Below are 16,386 nucleotides of genomic sequence, written 5' to 3' on the forward strand. Positions count from 1 at the left end.
GGGGCGCGGGCGTCGCGGGCCCATGGCACACGCGTGCCCGCGTGAGGTGCGGGAGGTGGGGTCAGTACCCCGGACAGAGGAAGCCTGCGAGGCGTTGCAGATCGATGTGCCGACGGGTCGTCAGCGGTATCCACTCAGACACGGCCCATCCTGAAGCCGACCCCGCGTACGGTGATGATCCAGTCGGGTGAGCCGAGCTTGGCACGGACCGCGCTCACGTGGGTGTCGATCGTCCGGCTGGCCCGGCCGCCGGGGACATGGTGTCCCGGAAACCCCCACACCGCGGCCATCAGCGAGGCCCTGGAGTGCACGGTGTGCGGCTCCGACGCGAGCCGGTGGAGCAGGTCGAACTCCTTGAGGGTGAGGCCGATCAGCCGTCCGTTGAGCCGCACCTCCCGCGTCTCCGGATCGATGCACAGCGAACCGTGCGCGATCGCCTCCGCCCGCGTGGTGCGTGCCGCCACCGGGCGGGACCGCCGGAGTACGGCGTCGATGCGGGCGAGAAGTTCGCGGAACCCGTACGGCTTCGCCATGCAGTCGTCGCAGCCCGCCTGCAGGCACAGGATCCGGTCGAGTTTCATCCCGGCGTCCGTGAAAGCGATGACAGGAATATCGCTGGTCGCCCGGACGGCCCGGCAGACCTCCAGGCCGTCGATGTCGGGAAGAAGGAGATCGATGAGAAAGAGGTCGAACTTCTCGTGCTTTTCCAGAGCTTCGGTGCCCGTCGTGCAGATCTCCACGTCGTACCCGTGACGCTTCAGCTGGGCACTCAACGTGTTTCCGTTCGACCTGTCGGAATCAACGACCAGGACGCGCATCAATTCCCCCGTTCCATGGTGCGGGCGCAGCACCGAAGTTGCGGGCCTCAGGCTAGACACCCGGCCGCGCACCTGACTGTGAGCGGGGTCACAGGAGGCGGTCCGAGAGGGTGTCCTGCGCCTTCCTGAACAGGGATTTGTACTTCCCCTGACATTTCCTTGGCGCCGGCCGCGCAGTCGACCCGGCGCGGGGCTTTTACCCGCCGCGTGAATGTCAGACATCCGCCCCGGCGACTTGACGTTCGCTTGACATCTCCTTGCGCAGGACCTTGACGTTTCCGCCTTGAAAACAAAAAGTGCGGCGGCCGAGGATGTTTCACGTCAGCAGGAATCGAACGGACCTTCAGTCGGGAGACTCCATGGATGCTTCGGTCATCATTGTCGGAGCGGGGCCGGCAGGACTCGTACTCGCCGGTGAATTACGTCTGGCCGGAATCGATGTGATCGTGGTCGAACGCCTTTCCCGGCGTACCGGGGAATCGCGGGGACTGGGTTTCACCATCCGGACGACGGAAAGTCTCGACCAGCGCGGACTGTTGTCCCGGTTCGGCGAACTGGACACCAGCACCCGGGGCCACTTCGGCGGCATCCCGCTGGACCTGGCGGTCCTCGGCGGCGCGCATCCCGCCGCCCGCGGCATCCCGCAGTCCGTCACCGAGACGGTCCTGGAGGGCTGGGCGCGGGAACTGGGCGCCGACATCAGGCGCGGCCACGCGTTCCTGTCGCTCCAGGACACGGGCGAAGCGGTCTCCGTTCGCGTCAGGGCGGGCGACCGGGAATCCACGCTCACCGCGCACTATCTCGTCGCGGCGGACGGCGGGCGCAGCGCGGTCCGCAAGGCGGCCGGTTTCGACTTCCCCGGCACCGAGGCCACCACGGAGCTGCTGCTCGCCGACATCAGGGGCGTGGACGTGGATGCCCGGGCGACCGGGCAGAGCCTCGCCGGCGGGATGGTCATGTCCGCCCCGCTCGGCGACGGCCTGCACCGCGTCATCGTCGGCGAACGCGGCGCCCTGCCGGGGCGGCGCACCGGGCCGCCCTCCTTCCACGAGGTCGCCGATGTGTGGAAGCGGCTCACGGGCGGCGACATCTCGGGGGCCGAAGCGGTGTGGGTGTCCGCGTTCACCGACGCCACCCGTCAGGCGTCCGAGTACCGGCGGGGCCGGGTGCTGCTGACCGGGGACGCGGCCCACATCCACCTGCCGGCCGGCGGACAGGGCATGAACACCTCCATCCAGGACTCGTTCAACCTCGGCTGGAAGCTCGCCGCCGTCCTGCGCGGGACCGCTCCCGCCACCCTGCTCGACACCTACCACTCGGAACGCCACCGGGTGGGGCGGCAGCTGCTGGCCAACACCCGCGCGCAGAGCCTCCTCATCCTCGGCGGCGACGACGTGCAACCGCTGCGGGACGTCCTGTCCGAACTCCTCCCGTACGACGAGGTGGCCCGCCACCTCGCCGCCAAGGTCAGCGGGACCGACATCCGGTACGACGTCGGCACGGGCTCCCACCCGTTGCTCGGCGCCCGCATGCCCCGGCTGAACCTGACCACCCGGGCCGGGCGCACCAGCTCCACCGCCCTGCTCCGCTCCGGCCGCGGGGTGTTGCTCGACCTCACGGACAACCCCTGGCCGCGCCGCAGGGCCGCCCGCTGGCGGGACCGGATCGACGTGGTCACCGGCACCCCGCACGGCTCCCTGCCCGCCGGGCTCGCCGGCACCACCGCGGTCCTGCTCCGCCCGGACGGCTACGTCGCCTGGGCCGCCCCCGGCAGCCACCACGACCTGCCCACCGCGCTGGACCGCTGGTTCGGACCGGCCTGACCCCGACCGCTCTCAGAGAGGCCACCATGCACAGCAACCTCATCGTCGCCCGGATGGAGATCGGAAGCGCCGACGAAGTCGCCCGTCTCTTCGGCGAGTTCGACACCACCGACATGCCCCACCGGATGGGCACGCGCCGCCGCCAGCTGTTCGCGTACCGCGGGCTCTACTTCCACCTGCAGGACTTCGACGGCGAGGACGGCGGCGAGCGCATCGAGGCCGCCAAGTCGGACAGCCGGTTCATCGGCATCAGCGACGACCTCAAGCCCCACATCGCGGCCTACGACCCCACCACCTGGCGCTCGCCGGCCGATGCCCTGGCCCAGCGCTTCTACCATTGGAGCGCCACGTGACCGCCACTTCGCCCGGGCAGGAACGCCGTGTCGTCATCACCGGGGTGGGTGTCACCGCTCCCGGCGCCCTCGGCACCAAGGACTTCTGGCGGCTGATCTCCGACGGCCGGACCGCAACGCGACGGATCTCCCTCTTCGACCCCTCGCCGTTCCGATCCCAGGTCGCGGCGGAGGTGGACTTCGACCCTGAGCTCGCCGGTCTCGGCCCGCAGGAGGTCAGGCGGATGGACCGGGCCGCCCAGTTCGCCGTCGTCACCGCCCGCGAGGCCGTCCACGACAGCGGGCTCGACTTCACGGCTCTGGACCCCGTGCGCACCGGGGTCACCATCGGCAGCGCCGTCGGCGCCACCACCGGACTCGACCAGGAGTACCGCACGGTCAGCGACGGCGGCAGGCTCGACCTGGTCGACCACCGCTACGCCGTGCCGCACCTCTACAACTTCCTGGTCCCGAGCTCCTTCGCCACGGAGGTCGCCTGGGCCGTCGGCGCCGAGGGGCCGGGCACGGTCGTCTCCACCGGATGCACCTCCGGGCTGGACGCCGTCGGCCACGCCGCCGGGGTCATCAGGGACGGTCTCGCCGACGTGATGGTGGCCGGTGCCACCGACGCCCCCATCTCCCCCATCACGGTGGCCTGCTTCGACGCCATCAAGGCCACCACCCCCCGCAACGACGACCCCGAACACGCCTCCCGTCCCTTCGACTCCAGCCGCAACGGTTTCGTCCTCGGTGAGGGCGCCGCCGTCTTCGTCCTGGAGGAGCTGTCCGGCGCACGGCGGCGTGGTGCCCACATCTATGCCGAGGTGGCCGGTTACGCCACCCGGTCCAACGCCTTCCACATGACCGGGCTGCGGCCCGACGGCAAGGAGATGGCCGAGGCGATCCGGGTGGCCCTGGACGAGGCGCGGCTGGACGCCGAGGACATCGACTACATCAACGCCCACGGTTCCGGTACGAAGCAGAACGACCGCCATGAGACCGCGGCGTTCAAGCGGAGCCTCGGCGAGCACGCCTACCGGACGCCCGTCTCCTCCATCAAGTCGATGGTCGGCCACTCGCTCGGCGCCATCGGATCGATCGAGGTCGCCGCGTCGGTGCTGGCGATGGAGCACCACGTCGTCCCGCCCACGGCCAACCTCCACAACCCCGACCCCGAATGCGACCTCGACTACGTGCCCCTGACCGCCCGCGACCGGCGGACGGACGCGGTGCTGTCCGTCGGCAGCGGCTTTGGCGGCTTCCAGAGCGCGGTCGTCCTCGCCCGCCCCGATCGGAGCACCCGATGAGCGCCCGGACGGTCATCACCGGAATCGGTGTCGCCGCCCCCAACGGACTCGGTCTGGAGACCTACTGGCGGGCCACCCTCGCGGGGCGGCGGGCCATCGCCCCGCTGACCCGGTTCGACCCCACGTCCTACCCCTCCCGGCTGGCCGGCGAGATCAGCGGCTTCGAAGCCGCCGAACTGCTGCCGGGACGCCTCCTGCCGCAGACCGACCGGATGACGCGGATCTCGCTCGTCGGGGCCGACTGGGCCCTGGCGGACGCGGACGTCACCCCGGGCGATCTGCCCGACTACGACGTCGGCGTGATCACCGCCGGGCACTCGGGCGGCTTCGAGTTCGGCCAGAACGAGCTCAAGGCGCTGTGGAGCAAGGGCGGCACCTATGTCTCCGCGTACCAGTCGTTCGCCTGGTTCTACGCGGTCAACAGCGGGCAGATCTCCATCCGCACCGGTGCCAAGGGACCGAGCAGCGTCGTCGTCAGCGACCAGGCCGGCGGCCTCGACGCCCTCGCCCAGGCCCGGCGCCAGGTCCGCAAGGGGACTCCCGTCCTCATCACCGGCGCCGTGGACGCCTCCCTGTGCTCCTGGGGATGGGTGGCGCAGATCGCCGGCGGCCGGCTCACCACCTCCGACGACCCCGCGCGCGCCTACCTCCCCTTCGACAGCGAGGCCTCCGGGCACGTGCCGGGTGAGGGGGGTGCCCTCCTCGTCGTCGAGGACGCCGAGCACGCCCGCCGCCGGGGCGCCCCCCGGGTGTACGGAGAGATCACCGGCCATGCCGCGACGATGGACCCGCGACCCGGCAGCGGACGGGCCCCCGGGCTCCAGCGCGCGATCGAACTCGCCCTGGCCGACGCCGGAAGCGAACCGGCCGCCATCGACGTCGTGTTCGCCGACGCGGCCGCCGTGCCGGAACTCGACCGGGCGGAGGCCGAGGCACTCACCAAGGTCTTCGGGCCGCGCGGGGTGCCGGTCACCGCCCCCAAGACGATGACCGGCCGGCTGTACTCCGGCGCGGCGCCGCTCGACGTCGCCACCGCCCTGCTGTCCCTGCGGGACGGCGTCATCCCGCCGACCGTCGGCTCCACCCTCGCCGAGGGGTACGAGATCGACCTCGTCGGGCCCCGTCCCCGCCCCGCCGCGCTGCGCACCGCGCTGGTCCTCGCCCGGGGACAGGGCGGCTTCAACTCCGCGCTCGTCGTACGCCGCGACGGCGAACCGGGGTGACGCTCCCGTACACCGCGACTCCCCCACCCCCGGCTGCGCGCCCGCGCCACCATCCGTCACGCCCCCACGCCACGAAAGGCTTCGCCATGTCCGTGCCCGGCACCCACACCATCTTCGTTCTGGACGATCTGCGCCGCATCCTCCGGGAGGCCGCCGGCGCCGAGGAGGGGGTCGACCTCGACGCCGACATCCTCGACACCACCTTCGACGCCCTCGGCTACGAGTCGCTCGCCCTGCTGGAGACGGGCGGCCGGATCGAGCGCGAGTACGGCATCACGCTGGACGACGACACCCTGACCGACGCCGAGACCCCCCGCGCACTGATCGACGTGGTCAACGCGCAACTGACCGCCGCCCGCACCGTCTGAGGAGACCTCATGAGCCAGCACACGGGCCCCGTGGCCCTCGTCACCGGCGCCACCAGCGGCATCGGCCTCGCCGTCGCCCGGCTGCTCGCCGGCCAGGGCCACCGGGTCTTCATCGGAGCCCGTAACGGCGACAACGTCGCCGCCACCGTCAAGGAACTGCGGGCGGAGGGGCTGGACGTCGACGGCGCCACCCTGGACGTCCGGTCCGCCGACGACGTGCGCACGTTCGTCGGAGCCGCCGTGGACCGCTACGGCACGGTCGACGTCCTCGTCAACAACGCCGGCCGCAGCGGCGGAGGCGTGACCGCGGACATCGCCGACGACCTCTGGGCCGACGTCATCGACACCAACCTCACCAGCGTCTTCCGCGTCACCCGGGAAGTCCTCAACACCGGTGGACTGCGGCAGAAGGACAGGGGCCGGATCATCAACATCGCCTCCACCGCCGGAAAGCAGGGCGTCGTCCTCGGCGCCCCCTACTCGGCCTCCAAGCACGGGGTGGTCGGCTTCACCAAGGCGCTCGGCAACGAACTGGCCCCGACCGGGATCACCGTCAACGCCGTCTGCCCCGGGTACGTGGAGACGCCGATGGCCCAGCGCGTGCGCGAGGGCTACGCCGCCGCCTACGACACCACCGAGGAGGCGGTCCTGGAGAGGTTCAACGCAAAGATCCCGCTCGGTCGTTACTCCACGCCCGAGGAGGTCGCCGGTCTCGTCGGCTATCTGGTGTCCGACACCGCCGCCTCCATCACCGCGCAGGCCCTGAACGTCTGCGGCGGCCTCGGCAACTTCTGACATCCCATCACGTCACCTCACCCACAGGAGACTTCACCATGACGACCCGCGAGGTCGAGCACGAAATCACCGTCCGGGCCGCCGCCTCCGAGGTCTACCGGCTGCTCGCCGAGGTCGAGAACTGGCCCCGCCTCTTCCCGCCCTCCGTCCACGTCGAGCAGCTGGAGGCCGACGGCGACCAGGAGCGCATACGCATCTGGGCCACCGCCAACGGCGAGGCCAAGAGCTGGACCTCCATCCGGGTCCTGGACCCCGAGGGCCTGCGGATCCGCTTCTGGCAGGAGATCCCCGCCCACCCCGTCGCAGAGATGACCGGGACCTGGATCATCGAGCCGCTCGCCGAGGACGAGACCCGCGTCCGCCTCCTCCACGAGTACCGGGCCGTGGACGACGATCCGGAGAAGCTGGTCTGGATCGACCAGGCCGTCGACCGCAACAGCCGGGCCGAGCTGCCCGGGCTCAAGGCGAACCTCGAACTGGGCGCCACCGACGCGGGGCTGTCCCTCTCCTTCGAGGACTCCGTGCGCATCGAGGGCTCCGCCAAGGACGTGTACGACTTCCTCAACGAGGCCACGCTCTGGTCCGAGCGGCTCCCGCACGTGGCCGGGGTCCGGCTCACGGAGGAGACCCCCGGCCTCCAGACCCTGCGGCTCGACACCCGTACCAAGGACGGGTCGACCCACACCACCGAGTCCGTCCGGGTCTGCTTCCCGTACCGCCGGATCGCCTACAAGCAGACGACGCTGCCCGGGCTGCTCACCCTGCACACCGGCTACTGGCAGCTCGACGAGGACGCCGACGGGGTCACCACCGCGACCTCCCAGCACACCGTGGTCCTGAACGCGGAGAGGATCAGCGAGATTCTCGGCGTGGACGCCGGGGTCCCGGAGGCCCGCGCCTACATCCGCGACGCCCTCGGCGGCAACAGCCGCGCCACGCTGGGCCACGCCAAGCAGTACGCGGAAGACCGGCGTTGACCGGGCGGACGGCTGCCGAGGCCCCGGCGGCCGACGTGGTCGTCGTCGGCGCCGGGCCCGTCGGGCTCCTCCTCGCCGGGGAACTGCGCCTGGGCGGTGCCCGGGTGACCGTCCTGGAGCAGCTCGTCGAACCCGCCACGGAGTCCAGGGCGTCCACCCTGCACAGCCGCACCCTGGAGATCCTGGAGGACCGCGGCGTGCTCCGGCGGCTGGGCGCCCTGCCGGACGGCGGGCCCGGCCATTTCGGCGGGCTCCGCCTCGATCTCGCCGAAGCGGAGCCCGGCCACCCGCACGCCGGACAGTGGAAGTGCCCCCAGACCCGGCTGGAGGCCGTCCTTCAGCTCTGGGCCACCGGCCTCGGGGCCCACGTCCGGCGCGGACAGCGGGTCACGGGGCTCACGGTCCTTCCCCACCGCGTGGAGGTCGCCCACACCGGCGACGACGGCACCGCGCACCGCACCACGGCCGCGTTCGTCGTCGGCTGCGACGGCGAACGCAGCACGGTACGGCGGCTCGGCGGCTTCGAACTCACCGGTGAGGACGGGACGCTGGAGATGCTGCGTGCCGACGTGGCCGGCATCGACGTACCCGACCGCCGCTTCGAACGGCACCCGCACGGGCTGGCCACGGCGCACCGCTGGCCCGACGGCTCCACCCGGGTGATGGTCCACCTCTTCGGCGCGCCACCGGCCCGGCGTACCGGTCCGCCGTCCTTCGCGGAGGTCGCCGCCGCCTGGGCCGCGGTGACCGGCGAGGACATCGGCCACGGCACGCCGTTGTGGCTGAACGCGTTCGACAACACCAGCCGGCAGGTCACCGCGTACCGGCGCGGCCGGGTCCTGCTCGCCGGTGACGCCGCCCACGTCCAGATGCCGGTGGGCGGCCAGGCGCTCAACCTGGGCCTCCAGGACGCCGCCGCCCTCGGTCCCCGCCTCGCCGCCCGCGTCACCGGCCGCGCCGGAGACGACGAGCTCGACGCGTACCACCGCGAACGGCACCCGGTGGCCGCCCGCGTCCTCACCGGAATCCGGGCCCAGGCACGGCTGCTGCTCGGCGGCCCCGAGGTGGACGGCGTGCGTGAGGTCATCGCCGGACTCCTGCGCCTGGGCACCGTACGCCGCCATCTCGCCCGGGTCGTCACCGGGCTCGACACCCCCCGACCGCCCGCATCCACAGGGAGCTGACCATGAGCAACAGGCTCGAAGGAAAGACCGCACTCGTCACCGGGTCGAGCCGGGGCATCGGACGCGCCATCGCGATCCGGCTGGCCCGCGAGGGCGCCCTCGTCGCCGTCCACTACGCGCACGACCGGAAGTCGGCCGACGCGACCCTGGCGACCATCGAGGGGGAGGGCGGCCGCGGCTTCACCGTTCGCGCCGAACTCGGCGTCCCCGGCGATGTCCACGAACTCTTCCTCGGCCTGGAACGCGGGCTGAAGGAGCGGACCGGCGAGACCACCCTCGACATCCTCGTCAACAACGCGGGTGAGACCACCCAGAACGGTGTCGCCCCCGAGGACGTCACCCCGGAGCAGTTCGACCGCTTCTTCGCCGTCAACGCCAAGGCACCGTACTTCCTGGTGCAGCGCGCCCTGCCGTCGATTCCCGAGGGGGGCAGGATCGTCAACATCTCCTCGGGCCTGACCCGGGTCGCCAACCCCGAGCAGGTGGCGTACGCCATGACCAAGGGAGCCATCGAGCAGCTCACCCTCCACCTGGCGCGGCAGCTCGCCCCGCGCGGCATCACCATCAACAGCGTGGCGCCCGGGATCACCGACAACGGGAGTCCCGTCTTCGACATCCCGGAGGCCGTGGCGGAGATGGCCAAGCTGTCCGCCTTCCAGCGGGTGGGAGAGGCCGGGGACGTCGCCGACGTCGTCACCTTCCTCGCCACGGACGAGGCCCGCTGGATCACCGGCTCCTTCGTCGACGCCACCGGCGGCACCCTCCTCGGCTAGGCACTGGCCGCCGTCCCTCCCCTCCGAAAGGCATCTGTCATGGACGTCGGACTCCTCTTCGACCTGCGCAACCCCGACCAGTGGCACCGGCCCTGGGCAGACCACTACGCGCGAACCCTGGAGTTCTGCGAGGAAGCGGATCGCCGGGGCGTCGGCGGTCTGTGGTTCACCGAGCACCACCGTTTCGAGGACGGCTACCTTCCCCAGCCGCTCACCTTCGCGGCGGCCGTCGCCGCACGCACCCGCCGCGCGCGCATCGGCACCTCCGTCGTCCTGCCGGCGCTGCACCACCCCGTCGACCTCGCCGAACAGGCCTCGATCGTGGACCTGATCAGCGGCGGCCGGCTCGAGCTCGGCCTCGGGGCCGGCTACCGCGTCCCCGAGTACGCGCTCTTCGACGCCGACTTCGGTCACCGCTTCGCACGGACCGAGGAACGCATGAGGGAGATCCTCCGCCTCTGGCGCGAGCGGGAGATCACTCCCCTGCCGGTCCAGGACCCGCCACCGGTGTGGGGCGGCTTCTACGGGCCGCGGGGCGCCCGGCTGGCCGGGCGGCTGGGCGTCGGGCTGCTGCACATCAACCGTGAACGCTTCGGGCAGTACCGCGAGGGACTGGTCGAGGGCGGCCACGACCCGGAGACCGCCCGTGTGAGCGACCTGCTCCCCCTCCTGCTCTCCCGGGACCCGGAGGCCGCCTGGCACCGCATCGGCCCCCACCTGGTCCACCAGGTGAACTCCTACCGTCAAGGGGCCCTCCAGGGAACCGCTTTCGACGGACCGCCGCCGCTGACCCTCGATGATCTGCGCGACCCGGACGCCGAGGACCGGCGCGGACTGCTCGACATCCTCACCCCCGAGGACGCCGCCGTCCGCATCAAGGAGCTGACCGCGGGCCTGCCCGTGAAGCACCTCATCTTCTGGGCGAGCATCGCCGGCATGCCGGACGACCTGGTCGCCGAGAACCTGGAGCTGGTCACCGAACAGCTGCCGCGCCTCCTGCCGTGACGACGACCGAACGCGCTTCCGCCCGGCACGCGTGGGCCCTGCTCCTTGTCCTCTCCGGCAACATGGTGCTGGACGCGACCGAGGTGTCCCTCGTCCTGGTCGCCCTGCCGGTCATCGGGAACGACCTGGGCCTGTCGCTGCTGACCGTGCAATGGCTCATGAGCGGCTTCGCCCTCGGCTTCGCGGCCCTGCTGCCGACCGGGCCGCGGCTCGCCGCCCGGTTCGGCAGGCGGCGCGTCTACTTCGCCGCGATGCTCGGCTTCGCGCTCGCGTCGGTCGCGGGCGGGCTGGCGGACGGGCCCGCCCTGCTCATCGCGACCCGGGTGGTCAAGGGCGCGTGCGCGGCCCTCACGGCGCCGATGGGGCTCGCCATCATCGGAACGGCCTATCCCGAGGGGCCGGAGCGGCGCCGTGCCGTCTCGGTGTATTCCGCCTTCGGGGCCGCGGGGTTCACGGCCGGGCTCCTTGTGTCCGGGGCGCTCCTGGAGGTGGGCTGGCGCTGGATCTTCCTCCTGCCGGCCCCCGTCGCCCTCGTCCTCCTGCTGTGGGGGCTGCGGCTCGTGCCCCACGAGGCAACGGCCCGGCCGCCGGCCCCGGCTCCGCGCCTGTCGGGGCGCGACCGCGTACTGCTGCGCACCGGTCTGGGGGCGGCCACGCTGAACGGCACCTACCACGGGCTGCTGTTCCTGCTCACCTTCCAGATGCAGGGGCGGCTCGGTCTGTCGCCCTGGACGGGTGCGCTGGCGCTGCTGCCCGCCTGCGTGCCGCTCGCCGTGTCCGTGCCGTTCGCCGGCTCCCTGGTCCGTCGCCACGGAACGGGCCGGCTCATCGCGCTGGGCGCCGCGGCGCCTCTGCTGGGATACCTGCTCGCCGTGTGGCGGCCGCCCTCGGACGCGTACCTCACCCGCACGTTGCCCGTGCTGCTCCTCGTCGGCGCGGGGTTCGTGCTCTCCTTCGCCGCGCTCAACATGCGGGCCGCCGGGTCCGTGCCGCCGTCGCGGCGCGCCACGGCGATCCCGCTCTACCAGATGGCCGTGCAACTCGGCGCGGTCCTGCTCCTCCCGCTCACCGCCTGGCTCCTGACCGCCTTCGACGACCGGCGCCCGGCCCTCGCCGTGCTGGCCGTCGCGGCGGCCGGGGGCCTGGCCGCCGCTCTCCCCGGACTCCGCGACGGACGTCCCGGCCCACCCGCACGGAAGGAACCCGCATGACCCGCTCCGCACCACCGCTCCCGGTCGCCGTCCCCGTCCGCGAGCAGCCCCATGGGCACTGAGCCCCGGGCCGCCGCCCGCCGCGGCCCCGACCTCGCGCGCCCGGACGCCACTTCGGTCCACATCACCCACTGGCACGCCCCCGGACGTGACGCCGCCCGCGCCCTGCTGGACGAGGTGTCCGACCGGTGGGCCGGAGCCGTGTGGCCCGACGGCCTGCTGTCGTTCCACGCCTACCTGGATACGGGCGGCGACACCGTCCTCACGTACGTCCAGGCGGCACGGCCCACCGCCCACCACGACCTCGTCCGGACGCTCCGGGGTCCGGCGGCGGCCGCGGCCGTCTCCTACCGGCTGCACACCAGCGTCGTCCTGGACGGCACCGGAACACCCCCCGGAGCCGTCGTCGTCGCCACCTTCGACGTCGACGGGGCCGACGCACAGGAGCGGATCATCAAGTCCGTGGCGCGGGCCGTCACCGACGCACCGGCGGAACAGCGCGAAGGCATGCTCAGCGCCCACTTCCACGCGAGCACGGACGGCAGCCGGGTCCTCAACTACGCGGAGTGGACCAGTGACGCGGCACATCTGGCCTTCCTTGAGAGTGCGGCCCGCGCGGCCACCCTCCGGGCCACCGGTGCCACTCCCGGCGTACGCCCCATAGGCTTTCGCCGCTTCCATCTCCACCACAGCATCACCCCCGAGAGGAGCGACACATGACCATCCTGGTGACCGGAGCACGCGGCCGGGTCGGCGCCGCCGTCGTACGCGAACTTCTCGCCGCCGGCGAGAAGGTGCGGGCCGCGAGCGCCGACCCGGCGTCCCTGACGGCACTGCCCGACGAGGTGGAGCGGGTGCGACTCGACCTGGCCTCACCGCAGGGCCTGCACGACGTCCTCCACGGCGTGCAGAAGATCTTCCTGTACGCCCAGCCGGCCGGCGCCGCCCGTCTGACCGAGGCCGCGGCGGCGGCCGGGGTCGGGCACATCGTGCTGCTCTCCTCTCTCGCCATCGACAGCCACGGGGCGGACACGAGCCCGATCGCGCAGCAGCACCGGCTCGTGGAGGACGTGCTGCGGGCGTCGGGGATCGGCTGGACGTTCGTCCGGGCCGGCGGGTTCGCCACCAACGCCCTCCAGTGGGCCGAGGACATACGGGAGGGGCGCCCGCTGCGGCTCGCCTATCCCGAGGCCCACAGCGAGCCGGTCCACGAGTCGGACGTCGCGGCCGTCGCGGTGCGCGCGCTCCTGGACGAGGCCCACCGGGGTGCCACTCTGCGTATCACCGGCCCGCAGTCCCTCTCGGCGCGGCGGCAGGCGGAGCTCGTGGCGGCGGCAGCGGGCCGGGAGGTCCTGGTGCGGCTGATCACGCCCGAGGAGTACCAGAAGCAGCTCACCGCGTTCGTGCCCGAACCGGTCGCCGCGACACTCGTCGCGTACCAGGCGGAGCGGGACGGCCGGCCGCAGCGGACGTACGACGGCGTGCCGGACGTGCTGGGCCGTCCGGCGTTCTCCTTCGCGCAGTGGGCGGAGGAGAACGCCGAAGCCTTCCGCTGACCGGCCACGGCCCACGTGTGAGCGGCGCCCCCGCCGGGGGCGCCGCTCACGGCCGTTCCGGTGCTACCACTCGACGGGCAGGCGCGTGACACCCCGCATCACCCGGTTGGTGTTCCACTCCACCTCGTCGGCCGGCACCGCGAGCCGCAGCCCCGGCAGCCGCCGCGCCAGGGTCGCGATGACCGTCTGCAGTTCGAGCCGGGCGAGCGGGGCCGCGGGGCAGTGGTGCGCGCCGTGCCCGAACGCCACGTGCGGGTTGTTCTCCCGGTGGAAGTCCAGCTCCTCCGGGTTCTCGAACACGGTCCCGTCCCGGTTGGCGGAGTCGGTCTGCGCGACCACCGCGTCACCGGCGCGCACCAGTTGCCCGGCGAGCTCGAAGTCCTCCACGGCGATCCGGGAGAAGGGCGCCACGCTGGTGGCCAGGGGGGTGTACCGCAGCAGTTCCTCGACCGCCGGGGGAACCAGGGCCGGGTCCTTGACCAGGGACTCCCACAGCGAGGGCCGGGCCAGCAGGGTGTACAGGAAGTTGCCGGTCTGGTTGGCGGTCGTCTCATGGCCGGCGGTGAGCAGATCCACGGCGAACACGCCGAGTTCGCTCTCGGTCAGCCGGTCGCCGCTCTCGCGCGAGGTGACCAGACGGCTGAGCAGGTCGTCACCGGGCTCGGCGATCCGGCGCGCGATGAGCTCCCGCAGGTAGCCGTCGAGGCTGTCCCGCGCCGCCTGGATGGTCGCGGGATCGGCGACCGTCAGCGCCATCATCGCGTCGGTCCACTCGCGGAACCGGCCGCGGTCCTCCTCCGGTATGCCGAAGGTCTCGCAGATGACCGTGATGCCCATGGGCCAGGCCAGCCCGGTGGCCAGGTCGGCGGGGGGACCCGACTCCTCCAGGGCGTCCACGAGGGAGTCGATGACCGCCTGCACCCTCGGCCGGACGGCGGCCACCTGTCGTGCGGTGAACGCCTTCGCGGCGAGCCGGCGCAGCCGCGTGTGCCCCGGCGGGTCCATGCTGAGGAGCGAATCGGCCTGCTGGATCAGCGGGCTGGACCGGGGGACGTCCTTGCCGACGGCGGCGGCCCTGCTCAGCCGGGGGTCGGAGAGCGCGGCGCGTACGTCCGCGTACCGGGTCACCAGCCAGGCGTCCCCGCCGTGCGGCATCGTGACCCGGGTGACGGGCTCCTCGCTCCGCAGCCTGGCGTAGGCCGGGTCGAGTTCGAGGCGCTCGGAGGTGAAGCCGGAGGCGTGGTAAGGGCAGGAGGAGAGGGAATTCCCGGAATCGGTCGTCGTCATCGGAGGGTCTCCGTCTGTGAGGTGAACCGGTGCGCGAACCCTGCCGACTCTAGATTCCGCCGTTTTCCGTCCCGGTCAGCCGTTTCATCACATCTCGACAATTCGTTGTCAGGAAAAGGAAAACCGGCGGGGCAGGGGGCGAAGGTGGGCCGACGGGTCACGGAATCCGGCGGCCCACCACGGGGTTTCACCCGTGCCCGACCCTGAACCCGACGCCTCGTACGGTCCTGATCCAGCTCCTCTGGCCCAACTTGCTGCGCAGGGAACTGACATGGGTGTCGACGGTGCGGGTCGCCCGGGACCCCAGCACGTGCGGCATCGGGTCCTCCCAGATCTCGGTCATCAGCCGTTGCCGGCTGACCACGCTCTCGGAGTGCCGGGCGAGATAGTAGAGCAGGTCGAATTCCTTGCGGGTGAGATCGACGGGACTTCCACGCAACAGGACCTCGCGGGACGCGGCATTGATGCGCAGCGTTCCGATCGAGAGGACCGTCAGGGATTCCCGTAATCCCGGCCGGGCGTGCCTGCGCCTGGTCACGGCCTCGATGCGCGCCACCAGTTCGCGGAATTCGTAGGGTTTGTCGAGGCAGTCGTCCGCGCCGGTCCGCAGGGCCAGGACGCGGTCCAGTTCGCTGCCGCTGTCCGTGAAGGTGATGACCGGTATCTCCGCTTCCTCGCGGATGCGCCGGCAGACTTCCAGGCCGTCGATGTCGGGAAGGTCGAGGTCGAGCAGGACGAAGTCCGCACCACGATGTGCGTCCAGTGCCGCCGTCCCGCTGCTGACGGAGGCGACGCCGTACCCGTGGCGTTCCAGTGCCCGGGTCAGTTCGCCGTCGCTGTTGTGTGAGTCCTCCACCACGAGAATCTGCACGATGTCTCCCTTGATCCGATCGGGTGCGCATACGCAGACGATGTTCTCCGCGCGGCCCGGGATCCGATGGCACGTGTCGAGGGTCTTAAAGAAGCGTTCACGGAAGTCAATGACCGCTTCGCGTACGACCGTTCGAGCTTGCCAGTACGTGTCAACTCATGAACTCAGCAAGGGATCTGACACCCCGTAAGCTCCCAGGAAAGCGTGCACCGCCGACCGCGCCACCTGCCGGACCTCAGCGTCCGGAACGGCTCGGGTGCCGAGCTGGGACCGGGCCTCCATCGGACCGGTCAGCAGGGCGAGGAAGTGCTCGGCCGCCTCCGCCGGATCGCAGGACCTCAGGCGGCCGGAGAGGGCGAGCCGGGCCAGCCGGTCGGCCAGCGCCTCCTTGAGCCGGCTCGCACCACGCCCCCAGACGATCTCCAACAGGTCGGGGAACTGGCCGATCTCCGCGTAGAGCAGGCGCCGCAGCGCCCAGGACTGCTCATTGCAACATCGCAACAGCAAGCGGTACGCCAGCTCTTCGAGCCGGGCGGCCTCGTCGCCGTCCGGCACCTCGGCACCCGTGCCACCCTCGGCGGTGAACAGGTCCACGACGGCCAGGTTCTGAGCCATCACGTCGTCGGCCGCGGCCTCCATCGCGCTGCGGAAGACGCTCTGCTTGTCGCCGAGGTGGTTGTACACCGTGTGCTTGGCGACCCCCGCGACCTCGGCGATCTCCTCCATGCAGGCGCGGGCGTAGCCCCGCTGGGCGAAGACGGTGAATGCGGCGCCCAGGATCGCCTGCCGCTTGTCGATGCGGCCTCGCGACGGGGCCTTGGGGGTGCTCGTTCCGCTCACGGGGCCATCGTACCCA

At 71.9% G+C, this 16,386-nt stretch carries 18 protein-coding genes; 13 read left to right on the top strand and 5 right to left on the bottom strand.

What is annotated here, in order from left to right; all coding sequences use genetic code 11:
• Window positions 1-61 precede the first annotated feature (61 nt).
• Both OHS17_RS33850 and OHS17_RS01965 read right to left on the bottom strand, forming a co-directional pair.
• On the bottom strand, window positions 62-142 hold the full coding sequence (locus OHS17_RS33850) for a putative leader peptide (protein WP_443053202.1): 81 nt from the start codon (window positions 140-142) through the stop codon (window positions 62-64).
• Window positions 135-818, bottom strand: coding sequence for a response regulator transcription factor (locus OHS17_RS01965; protein ID WP_330315129.1), 684 nt, complete (start codon window positions 816-818; stop codon window positions 135-137). Before OHS17_RS01965 ends, OHS17_RS33850 begins: the two co-directional genes overlap by 8 nt.
• 359 nt (window positions 819-1,177) lie before the next feature.
• On the opposite strand from OHS17_RS01965, the gene OHS17_RS01970 reads away from it, so the two are divergent.
• The 13 genes from OHS17_RS01970 (at window position 1,178) to OHS17_RS02030 (ending at window position 13,372) form a co-directional block, all read left to right on the top strand.
• Window positions 1,178-2,641: an FAD-dependent monooxygenase gene (locus OHS17_RS01970; protein WP_330310752.1), complete on the top strand. Its 1,464-nt coding sequence runs from the start codon at window positions 1,178-1,180 to the stop codon at window positions 2,639-2,641.
• A gap of 26 nt (window positions 2,642-2,667) precedes the next feature.
• Entirely contained in the window at window positions 2,668-2,994 is a 327-nt protein-coding gene (locus OHS17_RS01975) for a TcmI family type II polyketide cyclase (RefSeq protein ID WP_330310753.1), read from the top strand.
• Complete coding sequence (locus OHS17_RS01980) at window positions 2,991-4,280, top strand: beta-ketoacyl-[acyl-carrier-protein] synthase family protein (RefSeq protein WP_330310754.1); 1,290 nt, start codon at window positions 2,991-2,993, stop codon at window positions 4,278-4,280. Before OHS17_RS01975 ends, OHS17_RS01980 begins: the two co-directional genes overlap by 4 nt.
• Window positions 4,277-5,503 (top strand): ketosynthase chain-length factor, encoded by a 1,227-nt coding sequence (locus tag OHS17_RS01985; RefSeq protein ID WP_330310755.1) that lies wholly within the window; start codon window positions 4,277-4,279, stop codon window positions 5,501-5,503. The genes OHS17_RS01980 and OHS17_RS01985 overlap by 4 nt, the downstream gene beginning before the upstream one ends.
• 86 nt (window positions 5,504-5,589) lie before the next feature.
• Window positions 5,590-5,871, top strand: coding sequence for an acyl carrier protein (locus OHS17_RS01990; RefSeq protein WP_330310756.1), 282 nt, complete (start codon window positions 5,590-5,592; stop codon window positions 5,869-5,871).
• 9 nt (window positions 5,872-5,880) lie between these two features.
• Window positions 5,881-6,666, top strand: coding sequence for a 3-oxoacyl-ACP reductase FabG (gene fabG, locus OHS17_RS01995; protein ID WP_330310757.1), 786 nt, complete (start codon window positions 5,881-5,883; stop codon window positions 6,664-6,666).
• Between the two features lie 38 nt (window positions 6,667-6,704).
• A complete protein-coding gene (locus OHS17_RS02000; RefSeq protein WP_330310758.1) occupies window positions 6,705-7,643 on the top strand; it encodes an aromatase/cyclase in 939 nt (312 codons plus the stop codon).
• Entirely contained in the window at window positions 7,640-8,827 is a 1,188-nt protein-coding gene (locus tag OHS17_RS02005) for an FAD-dependent monooxygenase (protein WP_330310759.1), read from the top strand. Before OHS17_RS02000 ends, OHS17_RS02005 begins: the two co-directional genes overlap by 4 nt.
• Window positions 8,828-8,829: 2 nt before the next feature.
• Window positions 8,830-9,600, top strand: coding sequence for an SDR family NAD(P)-dependent oxidoreductase (locus OHS17_RS02010; protein ID WP_330310760.1), 771 nt, complete (start codon window positions 8,830-8,832; stop codon window positions 9,598-9,600).
• Between the two features lie 39 nt (window positions 9,601-9,639).
• A complete protein-coding gene (locus OHS17_RS02015; RefSeq protein ID WP_330310761.1) occupies window positions 9,640-10,605 on the top strand; it encodes an LLM class flavin-dependent oxidoreductase in 966 nt (321 codons plus the stop codon).
• Window positions 10,602-11,816: an MFS transporter gene (locus OHS17_RS02020; protein WP_330310762.1), complete on the top strand. Its 1,215-nt coding sequence runs from the start codon at window positions 10,602-10,604 to the stop codon at window positions 11,814-11,816. The genes OHS17_RS02015 and OHS17_RS02020 overlap by 4 nt, the downstream gene beginning before the upstream one ends.
• Window positions 11,817-11,867: 51 nt before the next feature.
• Window positions 11,868-12,536: an antibiotic biosynthesis monooxygenase gene (locus OHS17_RS02025; RefSeq protein WP_330310763.1), complete on the top strand. Its 669-nt coding sequence runs from the start codon at window positions 11,868-11,870 to the stop codon at window positions 12,534-12,536.
• Window positions 12,533-13,372 carry an SDR family oxidoreductase gene (locus OHS17_RS02030; protein WP_330310764.1) on the top strand — a complete coding sequence of 280 codons (840 nt, stop codon included), beginning with the start codon at window positions 12,533-12,535 and terminating at the stop codon, window positions 13,370-13,372. The genes OHS17_RS02025 and OHS17_RS02030 overlap by 4 nt, the downstream gene beginning before the upstream one ends.
• A 63-nt stretch (window positions 13,373-13,435) precedes the next feature.
• On the opposite strand, the gene OHS17_RS02035 is transcribed toward OHS17_RS02030, so the two are convergent.
• The 3 genes from OHS17_RS02035 to OHS17_RS02045 form a co-directional block, all read right to left on the bottom strand.
• On the bottom strand, window positions 13,436-14,659 hold the full coding sequence (locus OHS17_RS02035; protein WP_330310765.1) for a cytochrome P450: 1,224 nt from the start codon (window positions 14,657-14,659) through the stop codon (window positions 13,436-13,438).
• Between the two features lie 187 nt (window positions 14,660-14,846).
• Window positions 14,847-15,530, bottom strand: a complete 684-nt coding sequence (locus tag OHS17_RS02040) for a response regulator transcription factor (protein WP_330310766.1) — start codon at window positions 15,528-15,530, stop codon at window positions 14,847-14,849.
• Between the two features lie 156 nt (window positions 15,531-15,686).
• Window positions 15,687-16,370 carry a TetR/AcrR family transcriptional regulator gene (locus OHS17_RS02045; RefSeq protein WP_330310767.1) on the bottom strand — a complete coding sequence of 228 codons (684 nt, stop codon included), beginning with the start codon at window positions 16,368-16,370 and terminating at the stop codon, window positions 15,687-15,689.
• Between the last annotated feature and the right edge of the window lie 16 nt (window positions 16,371-16,386).

The organism is Streptomyces sp. NBC_00523, from assembly GCF_036346615.1.
Lineage (GTDB): Bacteria > Actinomycetota > Actinomycetes > Streptomycetales > Streptomycetaceae > Streptomyces.